19 protein-coding genes are annotated in these 22,025 nt (G+C 66.3%); 8 read left to right on the top strand and 11 right to left on the bottom strand.

Features of this window, described 5'->3' with window-relative positions; translation table 11 throughout:
• Positions 1–54 precede the first annotated feature (54 nt).
• Genes ACSLGO_RS10370 through ACSLGO_RS10355 form a run of 4 tightly spaced genes read left to right on the top strand, consistent with a single transcriptional unit; the run spans position 55 to position 3,270 of the window.
• Entirely contained in the window at positions 55–624 is a 570-nt protein-coding gene (locus ACSLGO_RS10370; protein ID WP_377955893.1) for a hypothetical protein, read from the top strand.
• Positions 625–632: 8 nt separating this feature from the next.
• On the top strand, positions 633–1,358 hold the full coding sequence (locus ACSLGO_RS10365; RefSeq protein WP_091606587.1) for a signal peptidase I: 726 nt from the start codon (positions 633–635) through the stop codon (positions 1,356–1,358).
• Positions 1,358–2,263 carry a hypothetical protein gene (locus ACSLGO_RS10360; RefSeq protein WP_436401058.1) on the top strand — a complete coding sequence of 302 codons (906 nt, stop codon included), beginning with the start codon at positions 1,358–1,360 and terminating at the stop codon, positions 2,261–2,263. Before ACSLGO_RS10365 ends, ACSLGO_RS10360 begins: the two co-directional genes overlap by 1 nt.
• Entirely contained in the window at positions 2,260–3,270 is a 1,011-nt protein-coding gene (locus ACSLGO_RS10355) for a hypothetical protein (protein WP_436401057.1), read from the top strand. The genes ACSLGO_RS10360 and ACSLGO_RS10355 overlap by 4 nt, the downstream gene beginning before the upstream one ends.
• A 13-nt stretch (positions 3,271–3,283) precedes the next feature.
• Here ACSLGO_RS10355 and nhaA read toward each other — a convergent pair whose 3' ends face one another.
• The 4 genes from nhaA to ACSLGO_RS10335 all read right to left on the bottom strand — a co-directional run bounded on the left by nhaA (position 3,284) and on the right by ACSLGO_RS10335 (position 6,333).
• The gene (gene nhaA, locus ACSLGO_RS10350; RefSeq protein WP_436401056.1) at positions 3,284–4,663 is read right to left on the bottom strand and encodes a Na+/H+ antiporter NhaA; all 1,380 of its coding nucleotides are present in this window, start codon (positions 4,661–4,663) and stop codon (positions 3,284–3,286) included.
• 121 nt (positions 4,664–4,784) lie between these two features.
• Positions 4,785–5,006, bottom strand: coding sequence for an SCO4848 family membrane protein (locus tag ACSLGO_RS10345; RefSeq protein WP_436401055.1), 222 nt, complete (start codon positions 5,004–5,006; stop codon positions 4,785–4,787).
• Between the two features lie 27 nt (positions 5,007–5,033).
• Entirely contained in the window at positions 5,034–5,531 is a 498-nt protein-coding gene (locus ACSLGO_RS10340) for a DUF2505 domain-containing protein (protein WP_436401054.1), read from the bottom strand.
• 106 nt (positions 5,532–5,637) lie between these two features.
• Positions 5,638–6,333: a hypothetical protein gene (locus ACSLGO_RS10335; protein WP_436401053.1), complete on the bottom strand. Its 696-nt coding sequence runs from the start codon at positions 6,331–6,333 to the stop codon at positions 5,638–5,640.
• 278 nt (positions 6,334–6,611) lie between these two features.
• Between ACSLGO_RS10335 and ACSLGO_RS10330 the strand changes: the two genes are divergently transcribed.
• The 3 genes from ACSLGO_RS10330 to ACSLGO_RS10320 all read left to right on the top strand — a co-directional run bounded on the left by ACSLGO_RS10330 (position 6,612) and on the right by ACSLGO_RS10320 (position 12,409).
• Positions 6,612–8,324, top strand: coding sequence for a M28 family metallopeptidase (locus tag ACSLGO_RS10330; protein ID WP_436401052.1), 1,713 nt, complete (start codon positions 6,612–6,614; stop codon positions 8,322–8,324).
• Positions 8,325–8,516: 192 nt separating this feature from the next.
• The gene (gene mfd, locus ACSLGO_RS10325) at positions 8,517–12,134 is read left to right on the top strand and encodes a transcription-repair coupling factor (protein WP_091606563.1); all 3,618 of its coding nucleotides are present in this window, start codon (positions 8,517–8,519) and stop codon (positions 12,132–12,134) included.
• A 59-nt stretch (positions 12,135–12,193) separates the two neighbouring features.
• On the top strand, positions 12,194–12,409 hold the full coding sequence (locus tag ACSLGO_RS10320) for a hypothetical protein (protein WP_277664905.1): 216 nt from the start codon (positions 12,194–12,196) through the stop codon (positions 12,407–12,409).
• Positions 12,410–13,066: 657 nt separating this feature from the next.
• Here ACSLGO_RS10320 and ACSLGO_RS10315 read toward each other — a convergent pair.
• The 3 genes from ACSLGO_RS10315 to ACSLGO_RS10305 are packed head-to-tail and all read right to left on the bottom strand — an operon-like array spanning position 13,067 to position 17,329.
• A complete protein-coding gene (locus ACSLGO_RS10315) occupies positions 13,067–14,500 on the bottom strand; it encodes an NAD(P)/FAD-dependent oxidoreductase (RefSeq protein WP_325786629.1) in 1,434 nt (477 codons plus the stop codon).
• 49 nt (positions 14,501–14,549) lie between these two features.
• The gene (locus ACSLGO_RS10310) at positions 14,550–16,007 is read right to left on the bottom strand and encodes an aminobutyraldehyde dehydrogenase (protein ID WP_436401051.1); all 1,458 of its coding nucleotides are present in this window, start codon (positions 16,005–16,007) and stop codon (positions 14,550–14,552) included.
• A gap of 56 nt (positions 16,008–16,063) precedes the next feature.
• Entirely contained in the window at positions 16,064–17,329 is a 1,266-nt protein-coding gene (locus tag ACSLGO_RS10305) for a glycosyltransferase (protein ID WP_263128625.1), read from the bottom strand.
• A gap of 136 nt (positions 17,330–17,465) precedes the next feature.
• Between ACSLGO_RS10305 and ACSLGO_RS10300 the strand changes: the two genes are divergently transcribed.
• Complete coding sequence (locus ACSLGO_RS10300) at positions 17,466–18,077, top strand: TetR/AcrR family transcriptional regulator (RefSeq protein WP_419242275.1); 612 nt, start codon at positions 17,466–17,468, stop codon at positions 18,075–18,077.
• Here the strand turns inward: ACSLGO_RS10300 and ACSLGO_RS10295 are convergent.
• Genes ACSLGO_RS10295 through ACSLGO_RS10280 form a run of 4 tightly spaced genes read right to left on the bottom strand, consistent with a single transcriptional unit; the run spans position 18,056 to position 22,001 of the window.
• A complete protein-coding gene (locus ACSLGO_RS10295) occupies positions 18,056–19,174 on the bottom strand; it encodes an ABC transporter ATP-binding protein (protein ID WP_436401050.1) in 1,119 nt (372 codons plus the stop codon). The two genes, ACSLGO_RS10300 and ACSLGO_RS10295, sit on opposite strands and share 22 nt — an antisense overlap.
• The gene (locus ACSLGO_RS10290) at positions 19,171–20,004 is read right to left on the bottom strand and encodes an ABC transporter permease (protein ID WP_436401049.1); all 834 of its coding nucleotides are present in this window, start codon (positions 20,002–20,004) and stop codon (positions 19,171–19,173) included. Before ACSLGO_RS10290 ends, ACSLGO_RS10295 begins: the two co-directional genes overlap by 4 nt.
• Complete coding sequence (locus ACSLGO_RS10285) at positions 20,001–20,903, bottom strand: ABC transporter permease (RefSeq protein ID WP_436401048.1); 903 nt, start codon at positions 20,901–20,903, stop codon at positions 20,001–20,003. The genes ACSLGO_RS10290 and ACSLGO_RS10285 overlap by 4 nt, the downstream gene beginning before the upstream one ends.
• 6 nt (positions 20,904–20,909) lie before the next feature.
• The gene (locus tag ACSLGO_RS10280; protein ID WP_436401047.1) at positions 20,910–22,001 is read right to left on the bottom strand and encodes a polyamine ABC transporter substrate-binding protein; all 1,092 of its coding nucleotides are present in this window, start codon (positions 21,999–22,001) and stop codon (positions 20,910–20,912) included.
• Between the last annotated feature and the right edge of the window lie 24 nt (positions 22,002–22,025).

The following is a 22,025-nucleotide window of genomic DNA, read 5'->3' as shown; positions in this document are numbered from 1 at the left end:
CCCCCCCCCCCCACCCCCCCGAAAAAAAACTGCAGCACAGTCGGAAAGCAGGGCATGGCAATGAAAGCAGCACTGAAAGGGACAGGGCTCGTGCTCTGTGCCGTGCTGCTGGGGCTCATGACCGTTCAAGGCACCTACGCCCTGTGGAGCGCTTCTGCACCTTCGGCTGGCGGAAGCCTCCAGGCCGCTTCCTTCAACGTGGAAATGGATGGCGGTGCCGGCGTCGTCATGATGGAACAGCCGGACGGCAGCCAGGGCACCGTTGGACTGGCCACTGCTCCGCTCGGGCCGGTGAACGCCGGCGAGTCGGTGTACGCCGGCGTGAAGCTGACTAACCTCACCGACGCCGGGGGAACGTTCACACTGGCAGCCACCGCCGGCCAGCCGGTAGTCGGAGGCAGCCTCGCGCCCCTGCTGGACATTGACCAGCGCGCCGTCGGCGGCGCGGACCTGGCCGCCTGTTCCAACCCGGCTCTGTTCACGGGGCCCGCAGCCCCGGCCCTCGAGCTGCCCAAGGGCACCTCGGGTGTCCTTTGCTTCCGCGTAACGCTCTCGGCAGCGGCAAATGCAGAGGGCCAGACTTCCACAATTTCGATTCCGCTCACCGTCGAACAAAAAGGATAGGAACTTCCATGTCAAAAGGCCGCAGCAATCCCTCACCGGCACTCCGGGCACTGAAGTTCACCGGTTCGGCCCTGAGCCTGGTAGCCATGTGCGCTGCTGCGCTGGCCGCCCTGGTCCTGATTGTCATTCCGCTGGCGACCGGATCGCAGACCTACACCGTGCTGACGAGCTCCATGGCACCGAACTACGCACCCGGCACCTTCCTCGTCGTCAAGCCGATCCCGGCGGACCAGCTCAAGACGGGTGACATCATCACCTACCAGATCGAGTCCGGGGATCCCACGGTCATCACGCACCGGATCATCGGCATCTCCACGGGACAGAACGGTGAGCGGCTGTTCGCAACCCAGGGAGACAACAATGACGTGGCCGACGAAGCCGCCGTCCAGGAAGCCCAGATCCGCGGCAAGCTCTCCTACGCCGTCCCGTACGTCGGCTTCGTGGCGAACGGTCTCGGCAGCAGCGAACGCGGCGAGATCGCACAGTGGGCAGCAGTTGGCCTGCTCGGTTACGGAATCGTCCTGCTGGTCCGCGGCGCCCTTGAAGCCAAGCGCAAGTCTCCGGAACCCGAAGTGGACGCGGTGGTCCTGGAACTTCCGCTCCGCGACGACGCCGGCTTCCACTCCCGCCCTGACGCCTTCCACGACGACCCCGTCCTGCACGAGTGCGACCACTGCGACCACGCCGTTTCAGGCTTCCACTCAGCACATGCCCCCAAGAGCGTGGCAGTCTGATGAATCCTTCCCGCCGGACCCCAGCGCCCCGCGGTGCCAGGGCCGGCCTGGCGCTCCTCGGAGCCGGAGTGTTCGCCTCCATGTCCCTTGCAGCGCCCCCGGCCGCCCACGCGGACGCCGATTCCCTCCAGGTCAGCTTCGATGGAACCTCCTTCGCGGCTTCGGCCAGCCAGCCCGTCTTCCCGGAGGGCCTGCACCTGAATCCGGGCAGCTCCCAGTCCAGGACCCTGTGGATTCGGAACAATTCAGCTGAACCAGCCTATTTTTCCGTGGCGGTGACAGGGGCCGGAATGGCTCCTGAGCTCTCCGGGTATCTTGAATTCCGTTCCAGGCTCGGCGCGGGTGCTGCATCCGCGGCCCTGCCCGGCAGCGAGGCCTGCAGTGACGTCGGAACACCCGTGCTCCTCGAAGCCGGTGCAGCACGCCGGCTGGATCTCAGCACCGGTCTGGTCCTTGAATCACCCAACACCACCATGAACCGGCGCGGCTCCTTCGACATCATCCTGCTCCTGGATGCAGCCGGCGGCCGCTCAGCCTGCCAGGCCACTGATGGTTCGGACACACAGAATCCAGTTCCCGGAGGGCAGGACTCCGGCACCCGGGGATCCGGACCTGCCGTCCAGCCCGGGCCGGGCACAGCCGCAGTCATTGCCGTCCCCGGAACCGGAGGCACGGCCGCGCCGCTCAACGCTGTCCCGGCGTTCGGCGAAGCCGCGGCACCAGCGGGGCTCCCCAAGGCCTCGGGTACACCGGATCTTCCGCCGCGGATCACACCGGCGTCGTTCCTCGAAAGCACCGTAGAGCCAATCATCCGCACCTGGCAGGGTACGTTGATGGTGTTGCTGGCCGCCGCCTTCTTCGCGGCCGCCGCTGCCCGGATACGCATAACCCGAAGGACACAATGAAGGAGAACGAGCAGGTGGGCAAGCCGCGGAGGAAGAACGTGCTGCAGCGGTTCCGGGAGCTTCCGGGGTCCCGGATTGCCGTGGCTGCCTTCGCCGTGACGGTTGTGCTGGGCCTCGGCGCACCGGCTGCCTGGGCACTGTGGAACCAGCAGGGCACGGCAGCGATCACGGTAACCGCCGGAAAGCCGGTGCCGGCTGTTCCCACCCCGCAGCCAACGCCCACCCCGCCCGGTACCGTCGTCAACCAGGCAGATCCGGTCTTCGCCGCCCGCCCAGGAAAACCGTCCCCGGGCACCTGCACCGCGGCCACCGGCAACCAGCGCACGGACACCACCTTTACGTGGGCCGGGGCCGGGCCCGTAACTCACTACGTCATCTCCGTGACCTCAACGAACTCCGCCTACCCCTACGCCCAGACGCAGACGGTTCCGGCTGCCAGCGCCACGTTCCGCTTCGACCGCGCCGCGGTGGACCAGTACGGCAAGCCGGTTTCGAACCCGACGCCGTACTACACGGACTACCGTGTGCGCGTCATGCCCATGAACGGATCGGTGGCCGGTGACCCGCTCTACTGGACGTACAAGTACGAGCACTACAACGTGACCAACTGCTACTGGGCGGATCCGCACGCAGCAGCAGCGCCAAACGCTGCGCCGCTGGGCAAGATCAACCCGCTGACGTGCACTCTTCCGGAACTGGTCCGTGGCAGGAACGGGTACGCCGAACTGGTGCTCAACTGGGCGGCCTCGTCCGGCGCCGCAAGCTACGACGTGACGATCCGGTCAGCCAACGGGCGCTACGGAGCGCAGACGAACCAGGCAACCACCCAGACGAGGTTCAGGACCAGCCTGAGCCAGCCCGGCGGATCCACCCAGCACTTCTCCCAGTACTCCGTGCGGGTCCAGCCCATGAACGGGACCACCGCCGGCGATCCGGTATACCTGACCTACCAGCTGGGTGCGAACAGCCACGAGTGCTGGGCTACAGGGAACGAACTGCGGGGCTGAGCGGCAGGGGAGCCTAGCGTCCGGGCTGCCCGTTGCCCTCCTGGAACACATCGGGAATGCCGTCGTTGTCCGCGTCCAGCCGTTCGGCCTTCTCCAGCACCGCGTAGCGGCGGTTGCGGATGGTGAGCAGGACCGACGCCAGGGCGGCGGCCAGTACGGACGCCGTAAGGATCGCGATCTTGGCGTCCTCGTGATGGGCCGAGCCCATGCCGAAGCTGAGATCGTTGACCAGCAGGGACACCGTGAAGCCGATGCCTGCCAGGATGCCGATGCCGGTCAGGTCCACCCACTTCACCGACTGGTCCAGGGTCGCCTTGGTGAAGAACGTCAGGACCCAGGTGGTCAGCAGCACGCCGATCGGCTTGCCGAGAACCAGGGCGGCCACGATGCCGACAGCCACCGGATCGGTCAGCGCGCGGCCCAGGCCGTCAATACCGCCAATCGCGACGCCGGCAGAGAAGAACGCGAAGGCGGGCACCGCAAAGCCTGTGGAGATGGGGCGGAACCTGTGCTCGAAGATTTCGGCCAGGCCCGGCTTGTCTTCTCTGTGCGGCAGCGTGCCGCCCGCCGGATCGCGCCGCAGTACCGGAACAGCGAACCCGAGCAGCACGCCGGCAACTGTGGCGTGTACGCCGGAAGCATGCATCAGGATCCAGACGGCCACGGCCAGCGGAGCCAGGAACACCCAGAACGCCCACGGCCGGGTTCCGAAGAACCGCGGGGCGCGCTGCACCAGCACTGTGAAGAGGGCCAGCGGAACCAGCATGAGCCCCAGCATCAGCAGGTTCACGTCTTCGGAGTAGAAGAGCGCGATGATGGTGATTGCAATGAGGTCATCGACCACGGCCAGGGTCAGCAGGAAAATCCGCAGGGCCGTGGGCAGGTGGGAACTGATGACAGCCAGGACGGCCAGCGCGAAGGCGATATCCGTCGCCGTCGGTATGGCCCAGCCGCGCATGCCGTCCGCCCCGGTAGCAACCTGGATGCCCGCGTAGATCAGGGCGGGAATGACGACTCCGCCGAAGGCTGCGGCCACCGGCACGATCGCCTTGCTGATCTGCCGCAGGTCACCGGCGACAAATTCCTTCTTGAGCTCCAGACCCACGAGGAAGAAGAAAATAGCCAGCAGTCCGTCGGCCGCCCACGCCCCGACGCTCAGCTCCAGGTGCCATGGCTCGTAGCCGAACGTGAAGTCGCGGACGGAGAAGTAGCTTTCCGACGCCGGTGAGTTGGCCCAGATGAGCGCCGCCACCGTGGCGATGAGCAGCAGGATGCCGCCCACGGTTTCCTTGCGGAGGATCTCTCCGATGCGCAGGTGCTCGCTGTAGCTGGAACGGCCGAAAAAGACCTTGGTTGATCCTGAGGGCTGGGGATTCGGCTCGTTTGAGGCCATGAAAGAGAGCTCCTAAAAGGTAAGCGGGTACGGAAGATTCGCTGCCGACCAGACTTCCCGGCTCACCTTCCCCCACTTTACCGATGCTGCGGCCCGGGGGCAGGGACGCAGCTGCAAACGGCTAGCCGATAAGGCCCCGCACGCCGATCACGGCAGTGGCCAGTGCGAAAATGATCGCGGTGCTGATCATCATGAGGTTGGTGGTCATGAACCGGGTGGGAGCGCCGTTGGCGTCACGCGCCTGCGGGTCCTTGAGGACGCGCTTGAGAAAAATGGGCCAGACCATGATCGACCAGAAGCCGGCGATGACCAGGACAAGGGACAGCGGGGTGGAAAGTTCCAAAGAAGTACTCCTGGCTGGTGACGCGGGCTAGTTGTTTTCGATCCACTTGCCGGCCTGGGCAGCCTGGATGGTCAGGGCCTTGCCGATCATCGGCTCGGCAGCCTTGGCGATCTTGTCCCCGAGGAACGGGATGGAAGAGGAGACGGATCCTTCGACGTCCACGCGGGTGCCTTCGGCCAGGACCACCAGCCGCTGTACGGCGCTGACCCTCAGCGGCACGCCGCCCACGGACAGGTCCACGGAGGCGGTCCGGGAGCCGTCTGCTGCCGGGGCGTCCCACTCTTCCTTCTGCGTCACGGTCAGGGAGGATCCCACGAGCTTTTTCGCCAGGTCCGGGAGCCGGTCGGTGGGCAGCTGGCGCGCCGCGGTGAGGGTGAAGGGACCGGAGGTATCGCCGTCGACCGTCAGTGAGACCAGGGAACCGCCTACGTGCTCGCTGATGCTGCGGACGAATCCTTCGTCGGTGAAGGTCTTGGTCAGCGTGGCGGCGTCGTAGGGCAGGGTGGTGGAAGCAGACAGGGCCATGGGGTCCTCCGGTAGGCAAAGTGCGGCAGGTCCGGCTTTCTGCACCGGACCCGCCAAACATCCTAGTCGCTCTCCCCGGGCAGTCCCCAAAGCAGCCATGCCCCGGCTACGGAATACGCACGCACCCCACGGTCTGCATCTGCGAGTCCTCCAGGACCAGGGAGTTGCCGGACGCGTTGTCCGGCACCACAAACGGCAGCGTAGCCGTTGCCGTCGCTGAACCGTCCGACTCGGTGGTGAAATCCAGCGCCACACTGGCGTTTGGGGTGTCGCCGCTGCCTTGGTGGACGTACTCCGGTCCGATGTCCCCGGGGCTTTCAGCACACGGACCCTCGTGCAGGATGGCCGAATAGGCGACGCCTGCCGGGAAGCCCTGGACCTGCATATCCAGTGTGGTGTCCATGTCTGTTTCGGAGATGGTCAGCTCGGTCTCCGCCCCCTCCGGGATCAGCACCTCCGTGTTGGATGTGGGGTACGACGTCGCGATCGCGTTCTCGCACCAGGGGCCGAACGCGCCCTCAATCACTCCGCCATCCAGCGGCGTGGGGGAAGAATCAGGACACCGGTCAGCTGCGACCGTGCGGCCCGGACCGGCCGCCTGGCAGGACGACGACGTCGCCTCCGGCCCGGTTTCGCAGTCACTGCTCAGGCTGGAGGAAGCCGCCGAGGAGGTCGCGTTGTTGGAAGTATCCTCCTGGTTCCCGGCGTTGGCGCACGCTGTGAAGAGCAGCGAAAGTGCGGTCAGGGCGGAGAGCAGGAGCAGAGTCCCGCGGCTGGATGTGGTTCCCGGTGTGCGTCCCATGGGGCAGGCCTCCGATGCGCTGGGTCAGGCGGATGCAGTGATGCCGGTGCCTTTCAGCGTGCCAGCCGGACCGGTGAAAAGCCACAGCCGGTGCCCTCCGGCGGGCGGAAACCTAGTCGAATCGGACTGCCTTGAGAAGAGTGCCGGGGAATTTTCGGCTGCAGTTGGGCTGTGCCCTGTTAGGAACCCGAAGCACCGGCCTAGCATCGCGGCACGGCTTGTGTCTCGGGGGCGGCGCGCATCCGGCCAGTCCATTCACTCGCACTCTTAGGGGAACGATGAAACTTAGTAAATCCATGCGCGGGGCTGCCCTGGCAGCGACCGTAGTCCTCACGCTCTCAGCCGGAGTTCCGGCGGCCTTCGCCGCGGAGGTCAGCTCCGGAGGAAAGGGAGTTCCGGGCTCCCATCAGGGGCCCGGAAAGAACCAGCCGGGCCACGGCACCGGAAAGCCGGTCAAGCCCGGCAAACCGGGTCATGGGCCGGGGAAGCCCGGGCACGGTCCCGGTAAGCCGGGGCACGGTCCCGGTAAGCCGGGCAAGAGCGATTCCGAGAAGCTGCGGGACAAGGTCACCGTTGACGGCGTCTACTCGCATCTCGTTGCACTCCAGAAAGCTGCGGACCGCAACGGCGGAAACCGTGCTGCCGGAACGCCGGGCTACGAGGCAACCGCGCAGTACGTTGAAGGCCAGCTGCGCAAGGCAGGCTACCAGCCATTCCGCCAGCCCTTCACCTATGAGCAGTTCGTCCTGAACGGGGACTCCCTGGAGCAGGTGTCCCCGAACCCGAGTCAGTACACGGCGGGGGAGGACTACCTCACCATGAGCTACTCCGGTCCCGGTGATGTCAGCGCGGAAGTCACTGCTGTGGGCGTGAACCTGTCCGGGGACCGGGCCAACAGCTCCGGCTGTGAGGCGGAGGACTTCGCAGGCTTCACGGCCGGGAACATCGCCCTCATGCAGCGTGGCACCTGCGCCTTCGGCGACAAGGTGGCCAACGCAGCCGCAGCGGGTGCCGCCGGAGCAATCATCTTCAACCAGGGCAATGACGTTCCCGGTGATGACCGCTTCGGGCTGATCAACGGCACGCTCGGTGACAGCCTTTCCGCGATTCCCGCCGTCGGCGTTCCCTTCGAACTGGGTGAGGAGCTTGCCGGAACGGACGGTGCCATCCTCCGCCTGGTTGTCGACTCCACCGTCCAGGAGACCGAGACGTTCAACGTCATTGCCGATACGCCCAAGGGGGACCCAACCCGGCAGATAGTAGTTGGCGCGCATCTCGATTCCGTGTCGGAGGGCCCGGGCATCAATGACAACGGCAGCGGAACAGCAGCCATTCTGGAGACGGCTATCCAGCTGGGCAAGACCGGCAAGTTCAAGCTGGAGAACCAGGTGCGCTTTGCGTTCTGGGGAGCCGAGGAAGACGGACTCCTGGGCTCGGCGCACTATGTCGAGCAGCTGGACGAGGCAGGCTTGGCCAATACCCTGCTCAACCTGAACTTCGACATGCTCGGGTCAACGAACTTCGTCCGGTTTGTCTATGACGGTGACGGCGGGGCGTTCGGGTCCACGGGCCCCACCGGGTCCGACGTGATTGAAGGAGTCTTCGAGGACTACTTCGCATCCCAGGGGCTGCCCACGGCGCCTACGGAGTTCGACGGACGCTCCGACTACCAGGCCTTTATCAACAACGGCATTCCCGCCGGCGGCCTGTTCACCGGGGCCGAAGGCGTGAAGACCGCAGAGGAAGCGGCGCTCTTCGGCGGAACAGCCGGCGAGTCCTATGACCCCTGCTACCACGCGGCGTGCGACGACCTGGGCAATATCAGCAAGCAGGCGCTCGGCGAAATGTCCGACGCCGTGGCCCACACCACGCTGACCTTCGCCCAGTCTGACGCGGATATCCGTGGCGGCGCGGGAGTGTCGGCACGGGCACTGCCGTCCGCTCCGGCAACCCAGGGTCCGGCCTACAAGGGACACGAGGCCCTGCGCTAAGAGCACCTCTCGCACCCACTAGGGGAGGCCGTCCGCAGAAATCTGCGGGCGGCCTCCCTTTTGCCCGGGTTCGCCCTGAGCGGTATCCCCGCTCACCGCAGGCAGGCAACGGGTAGGCTGGACTTACCTACCCGGGGTTGATTGCCAGCTTCGGGTTCTTGCGTTGCCTGCCCTGAAGGAGATATCCCCGCAATGAGCCTGAACGGTCTGCGCGCCGCCCTCGCCGAGGACAAGTCCTACTCCCGCCTCAGGGCGCATGCCGCGCGGGTCCCGGCCAAGCGCAGCCAGGACCTGGAGATCGGCGCACCGCAGGGTATGCGGGCGGCGCTGCTGGCGGAAATGGTGGACGGCCTGGCGGAAGCGCACGACGCCGGCACCGGCGCCGGGAGCGACGGCGCACCTCCCGTAGTCCTCGCCGTCACGGCCACCGGGCGGGAGGCGGAAGACCTCGCCGCAGCCCTGCGCAGTTACCTTCCACTGGCCGGAATCGAGGAGTTCCCCTCCTGGGAGACCCTGCCCCACGAGCGGCTTTCACCCCGCTCTGACACCGTGGGCCGCAGGCTCTCGGTGCTGCGCCGGCTGGCGCACCCTGAGAACCACCCGATCCAGATTGTCGTGGCGCCCGTCCGCGCCGTCGTGCAGCCGCTGGTCAAGGGCCTGGGTGACCTGCAGCCGGTGTCCCTGGCCGTGGGAGATGAACGGCCGTTCGACGCCGTCGTCAAGGCGCTCGCCGACGCCGCCTACGCCCGCGTGGACATGGTGTCCCACCGCGGCGAGTTCGCTGTGCGCGGCGGCATCCTTGACGTGTTCCCGCCCACCGACGACCATCCCATCCGCATAGACTTCTTCGGCGACGAGGTGGACTCGATGCGCTGGTTCGCCGTGGCCGACCAGCGGACCCTGACCGGCGAGCACGTGGTCCACCCCAAGGAGCTCTACGCCCCTCCGTGCCGCGAACTGCTCATCACCCCGGACGTCATGAGCCGGGCCGCGAAGCTGCAGGGCCAGATGCCGGCCGCCGCGGACATGCTGGAGAAGATCGCCGGGGGCATCGCCGTCGAAGGCATGGAATCCCTGGCCCCGGTGCTGGTGGATGAAATGGTGCCGCTGATGAGCCAGCTCCCGGCCGGCTCCATTTCCGTGGTCATTGAACCGGAGAAAGTCCGCGCCCGCGCCCATGACCTTGAATCCACCAACGAGGAATTCCTGGCTGCCGCGTGGGCCACGGCGTCCGACGGCGGTGCGGCGCCCGTAGATCTCTCCGCCGGGCTCAGTGCGGACCTGGAGGCCGCCAGCTTCCGCTCCCTGACGGACACCCGCTCCGCGGCCCTGGCCAACGACGTCGCGTGGTGGGCCATCACGTCCTTCAACCCGGACGCCGAGACCGTCCTGGACATCGACACCCTGACGATCAACGCCCGCGAACCGCGGGGTTACAAGGGCGACGTGGCGGAGATGATGGACTTCATCGGCTCCCGGATCAGGGACCAATGGCGCGTCGTCGTAGTTACCGAAGGGCCTGGCCCGGCCTCCCGGCTGGCCGAACTGTTCCACGACAATGACATCCCTGCCGCCCGGGTGGACTCCCTGGACTCCGCGCCGCAGCCGGGCATCATCGAAATCACCACCGCCAGCGCCGGGCGCGGCTTCGTCTTCGACAACCTGAAGATGGGCCTGCTCACCGAGGCGGACCTGCTGGGCCGGGCCAGCACGTACTCCACCAAGGACATGCGCAAGATGCCCTCCCGGCGGCGCAACGCCGTCGACCCCCTGCAGCTGCAGGAAGGCGACTACGTGGTGCACGAACAGCATGGCGTAGGCCGGTTCGTGGAGCTGCTGCAGCGTGCCACCGGGGCCGGGGTAAACAAGACGGTCCGTGAATACCTGGTGCTGGAGTACGCGCCGTCAAAGCGCGGAGCGCCGGGGGACCGGCTGTTCGTGCCGACCGACCAGCTGGACCAGATCACCCGCTACGTGGGCGGGGAGACCCCGGTGCTGTCCAAGATGGGCGGCTCCGACTGGGCGAAGACCAAGTCCAAGGCCCGCAAGGCCGTCAAGGAAATCGCCGGCGAACTGATCCGGCTCTACTCCGCTCGTATGGCATCCAAGGGGCACGCCTTCGGGCAGGACACCCCGTGGCAGCGCGAGCTGGAAGAGGCATTCCCGTACGTGGAGACGCCGGACCAGCTGACCACCATCAATGAGGTCAAGGCGGACATGGAACGCGAGATTCCCATGGACCGGCTGGTCTCCGGCGACGTCGGCTACGGCAAGACCGAGATTGCGGTGCGCGCTGCGTTCAAGGCCGTGCAGGACGGCAAGCAGGTTGCTGTCCTAGTCCCAACGACGCTGCTCGCCCAGCAGCACCTGGAAACCTTCTCCGAACGCTTCTCCGGTTTCCCCGTCCGCGTAGCCACGCTCTCCCGCTTCCAGACCGCCAAGCAGGCGAAGGAAGTCATCGAAGGCGTGCTCAACGGGTCCGTGGACGTCATCATCGGCACGCACCGGCTGCTCTCGCAGGAGGTCCAGTTCAAGGACCTTGGCCTGGTGATCGTGGATGAGGAGCAGCGCTTCGGCGTCGAACACAAGGAAGCGCTGAAGAAGCTGCGCACCAACGTGGACGTGCTGGCCATGAGCGCTACGCCGATTCCGCGAACCCTGGAGATGTCGCTGACCGGCATCCGCGAGACCTCCACCCTGGCCACCCCGCCGGAGGAACGGCACCCGGTGCTGACCTATGTTGGCCCGTATACGGACAAGCAGGCGTCGGCCGCGATCCGCCGCGAACTGATGCGTGAAGGCCAGGTGTTCTTTGTGCACAACCGGGTCTCCTCCATCGACAGGACCGCCGCGCACCTGCAGGAGCTGGTCCCGGAAGCCCGGATCGCCGTCGCTCACGGCCAGATGAGCGAAGCGAAGCTTGAGCAGATCATCGTGGACTTCTGGGAGAAACGGTTCGATGTGCTGGTGTGCACCACCATCATCGAAACCGGCCTGGACATCTCCAACGCCAACACCCTGATTGTGGACCGGGCGGACCACTTTGGCCTGTCCCAGCTGCACCAGCTGCGCGGACGCGTGGGCCGCGGCCGGGAACGCGCCTACGCGTACTTCCTCTACCCGTCGGAAAAGCCCCTGGGCGAGACGGCGCTGGAGCGGCTGAAGGCTGTCGCAGCGCACAACGAACTCGGCGCCGGTATGCAGCTGGCCATGAAGGACCTGGAGATCCGCGGTGCCGGCAACCTGCTGGGCGGCGAGCAGTCCGGGCACATTGCCGGCGTCGGCTTCGACCTGTACATCCGGCTGGTTGGCGAGGCCGTGGCGGACTTCCGCGGCGAGGCGGAGGAAAAGGCCGCCGAGATGAAGATCGAGCTGCCGGTGAACGCGCACCTGCCGCACGACTATGTTCCGGGGGAGCGGCTGCGCCTGGAGGCCTACCGCAAGCTGGCTTCCGCGCTGACGAACGAGGCGATCGACGAGGTCCTCGCCGAACTGGTGGACCGCTACGGCGAACCGCCTCAGGAAGTGAAGAACCTGATCGACGTCGCCCGGTTCCGGGTCGATGCGCGCTCCGCCGGGCTGACCGACGTGGCGCTGCAGGGCAACTTCATCAAGTTCTCCCCGGGCGACCTGCCCGAATCCCGGACCATGCGCCTGCAGCGGATGTACCCGGGCTCGCAGGTGAAGCCGGCGCTGAATGCGATCTTGATCCCGAAGCCCAAGACCGCGAAGATCGGTGGCCGGGACCTGCAGGACGCGGAGATGCTGCAGTGGGCGCACCAGGTGCTGGACGCGATCTTCAAGGAGTAGGTTCGCGGGCCCGGGCCGCGCTGGGGCCGCTTCGAGCCGACGGTGCTGGTGGTGCTGGGGTGCAAGTCAGCCGTGTTGACGGCGAGCTGGTGACCTTCGAGTCGCCCACCGTTTTCCTGCGCGACGGTGAACGGGTGGAATCCACGAGCACCCTGCGGTGTCGCTCCCGGGACGCGCTGCGTGCTTCCCTCGCTGAGGCGGGGTTTGGTGCAGTGGAAATCCGGCTGCTCCCGTATGCGCCAACCCGCGGGTGGCTGGTATTGGGGCAGGCATGACAGGTTGGCGCGTAGTGGCGGGCCGGGCTCGTTTGTGCGTGCGGGCTGGATCTGGTCGTGCTCTAGGACCAATAAACCCGTGGATTGGGAGGGTGTTGGACATGGCGGTTCTGGGGGCCTCATAGCGGCGTTATCTCCCCGAAAGGCTGGACGGTGGAATGGCAGGGCCGGACGCGGGAATCGAGGGGGCATCCTGTGTCGCAATAAGGCTCGTTGTGAGGGAAGCCGTCCATCCTGTGACGCAATACGGTCGTTCAGCGGGCTCGGAAGAAGCGTTAATGCAGCACAGGATTCCAGAGACGAACTTAAAGCGACATGATTGCGCCACAGGATGAGACGGGCCCGAAGAAACCGCATACCGGCATCGCTGCTCCCGCCGGCCCGTACCCCCCCCCCGCAGCACCCGTCGCCCGTACCCCCGCAGCACCCCGCCGCCCCGTACCCCGCAGCACCCGCCGCCCTCACGCCGCCGGTCCTTACCCCTCACCCCACCGCGCCCCAACCGCCCCGCCCCCTACCCGGCCCCTTAATCACAGCGCACGCAAAAGCGTGCCTCCTTCGGGAGGGGGAATCGGGCCGAAGGAGGCACGCGGCTTGAAGCACCGGCGTCCCGGAGGGCCCTCCACACAGAGGGCCCCAGAGGAACGCCGGCAGGAACTAGGAGTCGAACCCCATGCCGACGGCGTCCATGAGTTTCAGCCAGGGGCCGCGTTTGCCCTGCCGACGGTCGGAGCGGACCATCGCCGCGGTCGTGATCTTCACGCCCAGCCACGCAACAGGCTCGGGCGGGAACGGCAGCGGCAGCTTACGGACCAACTCCAGGGAGGTCCGCCGCGTGGGCGAACCCGTGAGCAGGTCCAGCAGCACGTTGGCCGCAAACCGGCTGGCACCCACACCGAGGCCGGTGAATCCGGCTGCATAGGCCACCCGTCCGCTGTATGCCTTCATGAAGAACGAGAAGAACCTGCTGCAGGTATCGATCGCCCCACCCCACTTATGGGTGAATGAGATGCCCTCCAGCTGCGGGAACGTGGCCAGGAAGTGAGCGGCCAGGCGGCGGAAGGACTCCTCGCTCTGGTCGTACTCCGGCTTCATGCTGCGGCCGTAGTGGTACGGCGCGTCGTAGCCGCCAAAGAGGATCCGGTTGTCCTCCGTCAGCCGGTAGTAATGGAACCGGTTCGCGACGTCGTCGAGCCCCTGGCGCCGTGACCAGCCGATGGATTCAAGCTGGGCTTCGGTGAGAGGCTCGGTCATCAGTGCATAGTCGTACACCGGCACGGTGTGCAGCCGGGCCCGCCGCAGCAGCGACGGGAACACGTTGGTGGCCAACGCAACCTTGGAAGCTGAGACCGTGCCGGCGCCGGTTTTCAGCTGGACACCGTGGGCCGACTTGGCCAGCGACCGCACCGGGGAGTGCTCGAAGACCTGCACGCCGAGTTCCAGGCACGCCCGCTTCAGGCCCCACGCCAACCGCGCCGGATCCACCAGTGCGCTGCCCTTCTTGTTCCACGCCCCGGCCAGGTAAAGGGGGGACTTCACTTCGGCCTGGACCTTGTCCCGGTCGAAGAATTCGACGCCGTCGTGCCCGGCTTCCTCGCGCAGCCAGTCCACCTGGTGCGGCTCGGTGGCCAGGGCCAGGGTGCCATTCCATTCAAACCCGCAGTCGATCCCGTAGCGCTCAAGCGTTTCCGCGAACTCGGCCAGGTTTTCGTCGCCCATTTCCTGGAGCAGGTCCACCTCCCCGGGCAGGTGCTTGACCCCGTTGCTGTAGCCATGGGTCAGGCTGGCCGAAACGAAGCCCCCGTTGCGGCCCGACGCCGCCCAGCCCACCTCCTGGCCCTCCAGCAGCACCACGCTGGCGGACGGATCACGTTCCTTGGCCAGCAGCGCCGTCCACAGGCCGGTGTATCCGCCGCCGACAACTGCCAGGTCCGCGGAGACATGGGAGTCCAGCGGCGGCAGGGGAGCGGGGCGTTCCGGGCGGTCCAGCCAGTAGGGTGCGGGCACTGCGGTGGACAGGGCGGCGGTGACGGTGGCGGCCGGGATGCGCTGCTCGGCCAGGTCGTAAGCGGTTGGGGTGGTGCGTGGCACGGTATCTGCTTTCGATCGGGTGTGGTTCGCAGGTGGATGCTGGGCCGGATCAGGCCGGGCGGTAGCCCGTGGTTTCCGGCGGCACGGCGTGGCGGATCATCAGATGGCGGGTCACGGAGTAGTCCAGGAGCGGCTCAATGCTCATGTCCTTGCCGAAACCGGAACCCTTCACGCCGCCGTGCGGGGCCTCGGAAGCCAGCGGCAGGTGGTCGTTGATCCAGGTGACGCCCACCTCCAGCTGGTGGCTGACGCGGATGGCACGCCCGACGTCGGCGGTCCAGACCGAGGAAGCAAGGCCGTAGGCGCTGTCATTGGCCAAGGCGACGGCGTCTTCCTCGGTATCGAAGGGCAGTGCCACCAGCACGGGGCCGAAGATCTCTCCCTGCACCAGTTCCGAGGACTGCCCGGCACCCACCACGAGGGTGGGCGGGAAGTAGAAGCCGGGGCCCTCCAGGGGCGAGCCGCCCTCGAGCGCCTGTGCGCCGGCGTCGACCGCGCGCTGCACAAACCCTGCCACCTTCTCCCGGTGGGCTGCGGAAATCAGCGGGCCGATGTGCGTGGCCGGGTCATGCGGATTGCCGATGTTGATGCCCTTGAGCTCTGTCCGCAGGGCAGCAATGGCGTCGTCGAAAATGCTCCGGTGGATGTACACGCGGGTGGCCGCGGTGCAGTCCTGGCCGGTGTTGTAGGTGGCGCCAAGAGCGACGGCGCGGGCCATCTGCGCCACGTCGGCGTCGGCGAAGACCAGCGCCGGGGCCTTGCCGCCCAGTTCCAGGTGAACGCGCTTGACGTCCTTGACGGCCCCCTGCATGACGGCACGGCCGGTGGCAGTTGACCCGGTCACCGAGACCATGTCCACGCCGCGGTGCCCCGCCAGGGCGGAGCCGATATCCCCGCCGCCGGTCACCACGTTCAGCACACCCGCCGGCAGGCCCGCGGAAGCAGCCAGCTCGGCCAGGCGCAGCGTGGATCCCGGAGTCAGCGGGGCAGGCTTGAGGATGACGGTGTTGCCGGCGGCCAGCGCGGGGCCGGCCTTCCACAGCGCCATGATCAGCGGAAAATTCCACGGCGTAATGCCGGCAACCACACCCACCGGCCGGCGGACCATCATGGAGGTGTAGCCGTCGGAGAAGACGCCCGCGCCGGTGCCGTCCACGGATCGGGCGGCACCGGCGAAGAAACGCAGGTTGTCCGCGCCGAACGGGATTTCGCCGTCCAGCACGGTGGTCCACGGTTTGCCGCCCTCCGTGACTTCCAGCTCGGTGAGCGCCTCGCCGTCCGTCTCCAGGGCATCGGCGAGCTTCAGCAGCACGCGGGCACGCTGCCCTGGGGTCTGTGCTGCCCAGCCCGCTGCGGCGTCCCGGGCGGCAGCGACGGCGGAGTCGACGTCGTCCACCGTGGATGCGGTAAGCGTGCCCGAGACCTCGCCGGTGGCGGGATTGATGAGCTCCTGCACTTCGCCGTTCGAAGCGCGGTAGTCGTTGGAAATGAAAGTTCCGGATGCCATGGGTGTTTCCTTGCAGTGGTGGTGACGTGGAGATTCAGTGCGTTCGGATGAGGAAGCTAGTGTGCTGCGGCGACCTGTTCGAGCGCGGCGGCCGCCGCGGACAAGCCGTCCACGGCGCGGATGCGTTCCCCGGCGGTGCGGCAGCGGGCCTGCAGTTCTGCATCGTTCAGCAGCTCGTCAATGGTGCCGAGGAGCTCTTCGGGCGTGCAGCTGTAGGTGTCCAGGCGGCGGCCGTAGCCGGATTCGTGGACACGCTGGGCGTTGTCATACTGGTCCCAGAACAGCGGCAGCAGGATCATCGGCTTGCCGAAGTGCAGGGCTTCGGTGGTGGTGTTGTTGCCGCCGTGCGTGATGACCAGGTCCACCAGGGGAATGATGCGTGTCTGCGGCAGGAACTCCGCACCCCACATATTTGGTGCCAGGGTGATCTCCTCGTGCCGGGGGCCCTTGGAGACGATGAAGTTGTAGCCGTCAGCGCCGCCGAGGATATCCACCGTGCGCTGCATGAGTTCGACGTCGGCGCCGCCCAGGGAGCCCAGGCTGAAGTAGACCAGCGGCTTGGATCCATCCAGGAACTCCTCGGGGAGCTCAACGGCCGATTCGGTCTCGCGGACGGCGGAGTCGACGCGGGTCCAGTTCGGCTCCAGCGGCCGGCGGGAGGTGTAGTCCAGTTCTTCAGGGTAGACGTAGATGTTGTGCACCCCTGAATGGATGAATTCGAGCCGCGGCAGCGGCGGTGCACCCTGGGCCTGCACCCAGGCGTTGAAGTCCTCCCAGAGGTCCTTGTGGGTGCGTTCGTATTCGGCGCGGTACTCGTCCCACGCGGCGGTGTCATCCTGGCCCAGGCCGGAGTACGCGGGGGCGATGCCGGGTCCGGGGATTTCCAGCGGGTTGCAGGAGACGATCCGTACGAACGGCTTCTCCGCGGTCACCAGGGCGGGGAAAGCCACCACGTTGTCCTCGATGATTACATCCGGATTCACGTCCGCGATTATCTTCCGCAATTCGGGCTCGCAGTATTTTGCGCCTTCAATTGCTCCTTCCCAAATAGGCCGGATAACCGTTTCGGCCTGTTCCAGTGTTGTTTTACGGAATTCCGGAGAGATGGCTTTGATGTATTCCTTCCAGAAATCGCCGGCTTCGGCCTCTGCATCGTCCGCGGCCGGCGGAGCGAAGTCCACGAGCGCTTCCTCGAAGCCCAGTGCCGCTAGCTTGCCTTTCCAGGAGGACTCCGCCGCGAAGACAACCCGGTGCCCGCGCTTCAGCAGCTCGCTGCCAATCCCGATGCAGTTGTTGGTGGGTCCGTAAGCGCTTTCCGGCATGAAAAGAAAGGTGCGTGAATTTGTCAATGCTGCCTCCAGGAATCGGTGGGTGATGCAAATTACTTATGTGAAATGCGGTTATTGTGGCGGAAGTGTCCTATTGTGGTGAATCAGTCCATCGGAGGAAGGTTTTTACATGGCACGTCCGAAGAACCAGGCCGCACGCCGCAGCGAGATTGTGGCGGCCGCGCAGCGGGCGGTGGCCAAGCATGGTCCGGACGGTGCCCGGCTGAACCGGGTCGCAGAAGAAGCCGGGCTGACCAGCGGAGCGGTGCTGTACTACTACCCGAACATTGATGACCTGATGCTTGAGGCGAACCGCGAAGCCATGGAGCGCTTCTACGAACAGCGCGTGCAGATGCTCGCGTCGCTGCCGGATGACCCCGCCGTCCGGCTGCTGGCGCTGATCCGCTCCGGCCTGCCGTCCGGATCCGATGACGCGCAGGTGGCCATGCTCTGTGCCCTGGGCGGCTCCGCGGGCAACAATCCGGTGACCGCCACCCTGCTGACCTCCCTCTACGAGCGGCAGGTTGGCATGTACCTGGTCGTGCTGGAACAGGGGGCCGCTCGAGGCGTGTTCGCGCTGGCCCAGGACCCGCTGACCGTTGCCCGGAATCTGGTGGCGCTCGAAGACGCCTACGGTTACCGGATCATTGCCCGCCATCCGAGCATCGACGCCGAGACGGCGGCGCTCCTGATCGCGGACTACGCGCGGATCGCAACCGCTCATGGGCTGACCGTTTCCTGAGCAGCGCCCGGCCGCGACGCCGCGCGGTCATCTTCCACGGCTACGGTTCTGGCCGCGTCAATAACCAAACCCACCTGTGAGCCACGCTGTGGAACCTGGACCGCCCGTACGGTGCAGGTGAACGGTGCACTCAGCCCGGGAACCTGCACCGAGACCGTGGAGGTGCCGCCCAGGAAGAACGTATCCACCACGGTTCCGGACAGCGTGCCGGTGCCGGCCCCGGCCAGCGCCACGTCTTCCGGGCGCACGACGGCGGTGGCCGCGGTTCCGGCGGGCAGCGTATGGTCCGCGGCGATCACCAGGCCGTTGTCCAGCAGGATGCCCCCGGCGGCGGCGGTGCCGTCCAGGAGGTTCGCTGTGCCGATGAAATCGGCTACGAACCGCGTCCGGGGCGCGGCGTAGAGGGCTACCGGCGTGTCCACCTGCTCCAGCCGGCCAGCGTTGAGCACTGCCACCCGGTCCGCCATGGACATGGCCTCTTCCTGGTCATGGGTGACCACGACGAACGTCATGCCCGCCTCGTGCTGCAGACGCTTGAGCTCGAGCTGCATTTCCGCGCGGACCTTGCGGTCCAGGGCGGACAACGGCTCGTCCAGCAGCAGCAGGCGGGGCCGTTTGACGATGGCCCGGGCCAGGGCCACGCGCTGGCGCTGCCCGCCGGAGAGCTGTCCCGGGCGCCGCTTGGCGAATTTCGTGAGACCGATGGTTTCGAGCGCCTCGCCCACCCGGCGGCGGACCTCGGCCTTGCCCCTGCCTTCGGCCTCAAGTCCGTAGGCCACGTTCTTCTCCACGCTCAGATGCGGGAAAAGGGCGTAGGACTGGAACATCATGTTCACCAGCCGGCGGTGGGCCGGAAGCGCAGTCAGCGGTTCGCCGTCGAGCAGGATCTCCCCGTGTGCCGGGGTTTCGAAACCTGCGATGGACCGCAGCAGGGTGCTCTTGCCGCAGCCGGACGGACCCAGCAGGGCGAAGAATTCGTTGCCGGCGATGTCCAGGTCAATCCCGTGAAGTGCCTGGACGGAGCCGTAGCTGTGGCTGAGCGAACGCAGCTGCAGCAGGGGCTGGCTGGCGGAAACTGTGTCAGGTCCGTAGGTCATAGTGAATCCGCAATCTTGGTCAGGCGCTGTGTGCCCAGGACCGCCAGGACGGTCAGGCCAAGCAGCATGGTGGCGAGGGCATTGATTTCGGGGGAGACGCCGAAGCGAACCATCGAGTAGATGTTGATGGGCAGGGTGGAGACTGTGGGGCTGGTGGTAAAGAAAGCGATCACGAATTCATCCAGGGAGAGGGTGAATGCCAGCAGTCCGCCGGAGATAATGGCAGGTCCCAGCTGCGGAACCGTCACCTTCAGCAGGGTGCGGGCCGGAGTGGCTCCCAGGTCTCTCGAGGCTTCTTCCAGCGACGGATCAACCTGCGCCAGCCGGGCCAGCACAATAGCGGTCACGAAGGCCATGGCGAACACGGTGTGGGCCAGGATGACCGAGAGCAGGCCCAGGGTGAAGTTGAGCAGGGTGAACAGGCTTAGCAGGCCGATGGCCAGGAGCAGATCCGGGAGCATGGCCGGGGCAATGGCGATCGCCCGGATCAGTCCGCCCCTGGTGTAGCGGTGGATGCCGACGGCGGTGAGCGTGCCCAGCACAGTGGCCAGCACAGCAGCGGCCGAGGCCACGATCAGGGTGTTCCCCAGCGACGCAAGGATCTCCGGGGAGCGGAAGATTTCTGCGTACCACTTCAGCGAAAAACCCGACCAGGAGAACAGATTGGAAGAGGCATTGAAGGACATGGCCGTGACCACGAGGATCGGCAGGTAGAGGAAGCCGATCGCCGCCCAGAACGGCACCCGGAGGTGCCAGCCGCGTCCGTGCCGCGCGCCGCGGCGTCGTACGTTTTTGTCTCCGGCAGTCCGGCCGGGTGCATGGGTGCTCATGCGTCCGCCTTCCGCGGGGTCTTGCCTTGGCTGACGGCGCGGGACGCGCGCTGCTGCAGGATGAGCAGGAGCACCAGGAACGCCGTCATGACCAGGGCCAGGGCAGCGCCGAAGGGCCAGTCGCGGGCCTTGAGGAACTGGTCGCGGATGAGGTTGCCGATCAGCACCGTCTTCCCGCCGCCGATCAGCTCCGGAATGATGAAGTTGCCCATGGCGGGCACGAAGACAAAGATGCAGCCGGTCAGAGCCCCCGGGGCGGAGAGCGGCAGGGTGATGGTGCGGAACACCCGGAACGGCGAGGAACCAAGGTTGGTGGCAGCTTCGGTAAGCTGCGCGTCCTGGGAGGACAAAGACGCGTACAGGGGCAGGATCATCAGCGGCAGGTACATATAGACCAGCCCGACGACGACGGCCGGTTCGGTGTAGAGCATTGCCACCGGTTCGGTGGTGATTCCGAGGGCCTGCAGGCCCTGGTTGATCCAGCCTGCGTTGTTCAGCAGCAGGATCCACGCATAGGTGCGGATCAGGAAGTTGGTCCAGAACGGCAGCAGCACGGCGATCAGCGCCAGGGTGCGCCACCGCTTGGGCAGGCGGGAGATGAACAGGGCCGCCGGGTAGCCGATTAGCAGGGCGATTCCGGTGGCGGCACCGGCAATGAGAATGGACTTCAGCACCACGCCCAGGTAGAGCGGGTCTGCCAGCCGGACGAAGTTGTCCAGGGTGAAGTTGTACTCGACCCCGCCAAACCGGCCGCGCTCAAAGAACGCGTAGACGGTAACCAGTGCCACGGGCAGGACGGCAAGGACGAAGAGGAAGAGGACACCGGGTCCGAGGATCGGAAGGCCGGCGAGCCTCCGGCGCCAGGCGGCGCCGGAGGCAGCGGAGCGGAGGGCAGGCACGGGAAGCTACTTCGCGGAGATTTCCGTGGCGAGGCGGGTGTACTCGGTGCTGTAATCACCCAGGTCGACGATGACTTCCTGTTTCGCCAGTTCGGCAGGGGTCATGGCCAGGTTGGGGTACGTGGCCAGCAGTTCCGGGTCCAGTGCCTCCATGGCTGCCTGGTTCGGCACCTTGTAGAGGATGTTTTCCGCTGCCCAGGAATGGATCTCCGGCTCAAGAACGTAGTTCAGGAACGCCATGGCCGCCTCTTTGTTCTGAGAGGACTTCAGCACGGTCATGGTGTCCACCCAGAGATCGCTGCCTTCTTCCGGGACGGTGAACTTGATGTTCGGGTCCTCGGCAATGCCGTAGTTGCACCAGCCGTCCCAGGCCTCGGTGAGCACTGCCTCGCCGGTGACCAGCTTGGAGTAGAAGGTGGTGTCATCGAAGGAAAGCAGGGTGGGCTTGGTTGCCGTGAGCTGTTCCTTTACGGCCGCCAGCTCGTCCGGATTCTCCGAGTTCACCGAGTAGCCCAGTGCCTTCAGGGCAGGGAGCGCCATCCAGCGTTCGGTGGAGAGCATGGTGGTTTTCCCGGCGACGCCGGCCGCCGGCTCCAGCAGATCCGTCCAGGAGGTGGGCTCCGCCGGCAGCAGGTCCGAGCGGTAGCAGAGGCCGGTGGTTCCCCATGCGTAGGGCAGAGAGAAAGTGTTGCCGTCGTCGTAGGCCATTTCCATGGCCTCGGGGTAAAGGTTCTCGATGTTCGGGATGAGGGAGTGGTCCAGTTCCTGGAGCATTCCGCCTTCGTTGAGCGCCTGGGCGTACTGGCCGGAGACAAATGCGACGTCGATTCCGGAGTCCCCGCCGGCTGTCAGCTTGGCCATGATCTCTTCGTTCGTGGCATGGTGCACAATCTGGACGGGAACGCCCGTCTCCGCTTCGAAGGTCTCGGCAAGATCCTCGGGGTAGTAATCGGCCCAGATGCCGACTACCAGCTTCTGTTCACTGATGTCGGCGTCGGGATCCAGGTCCGCGGACCCGCTTCCTCCGCCGCAGGCGGACAGAGCAAGGACCGCTGTTGCTGCTACGGCGGCGGTCCGTGAAACGCACTGGAAACTCACGATGGCTCCTACTCTTGCGCTGTG

The organism is Arthrobacter sp. IK3, from assembly GCF_051337705.1.
Taxonomy (GTDB): domain Bacteria; phylum Actinomycetota; class Actinomycetes; order Actinomycetales; family Micrococcaceae; genus Arthrobacter_B; species Arthrobacter_B koreensis.
Note: the sequence above shows the minus strand (reverse complement) of the source record. Positions and strands in the feature narration are given on the sequence as shown.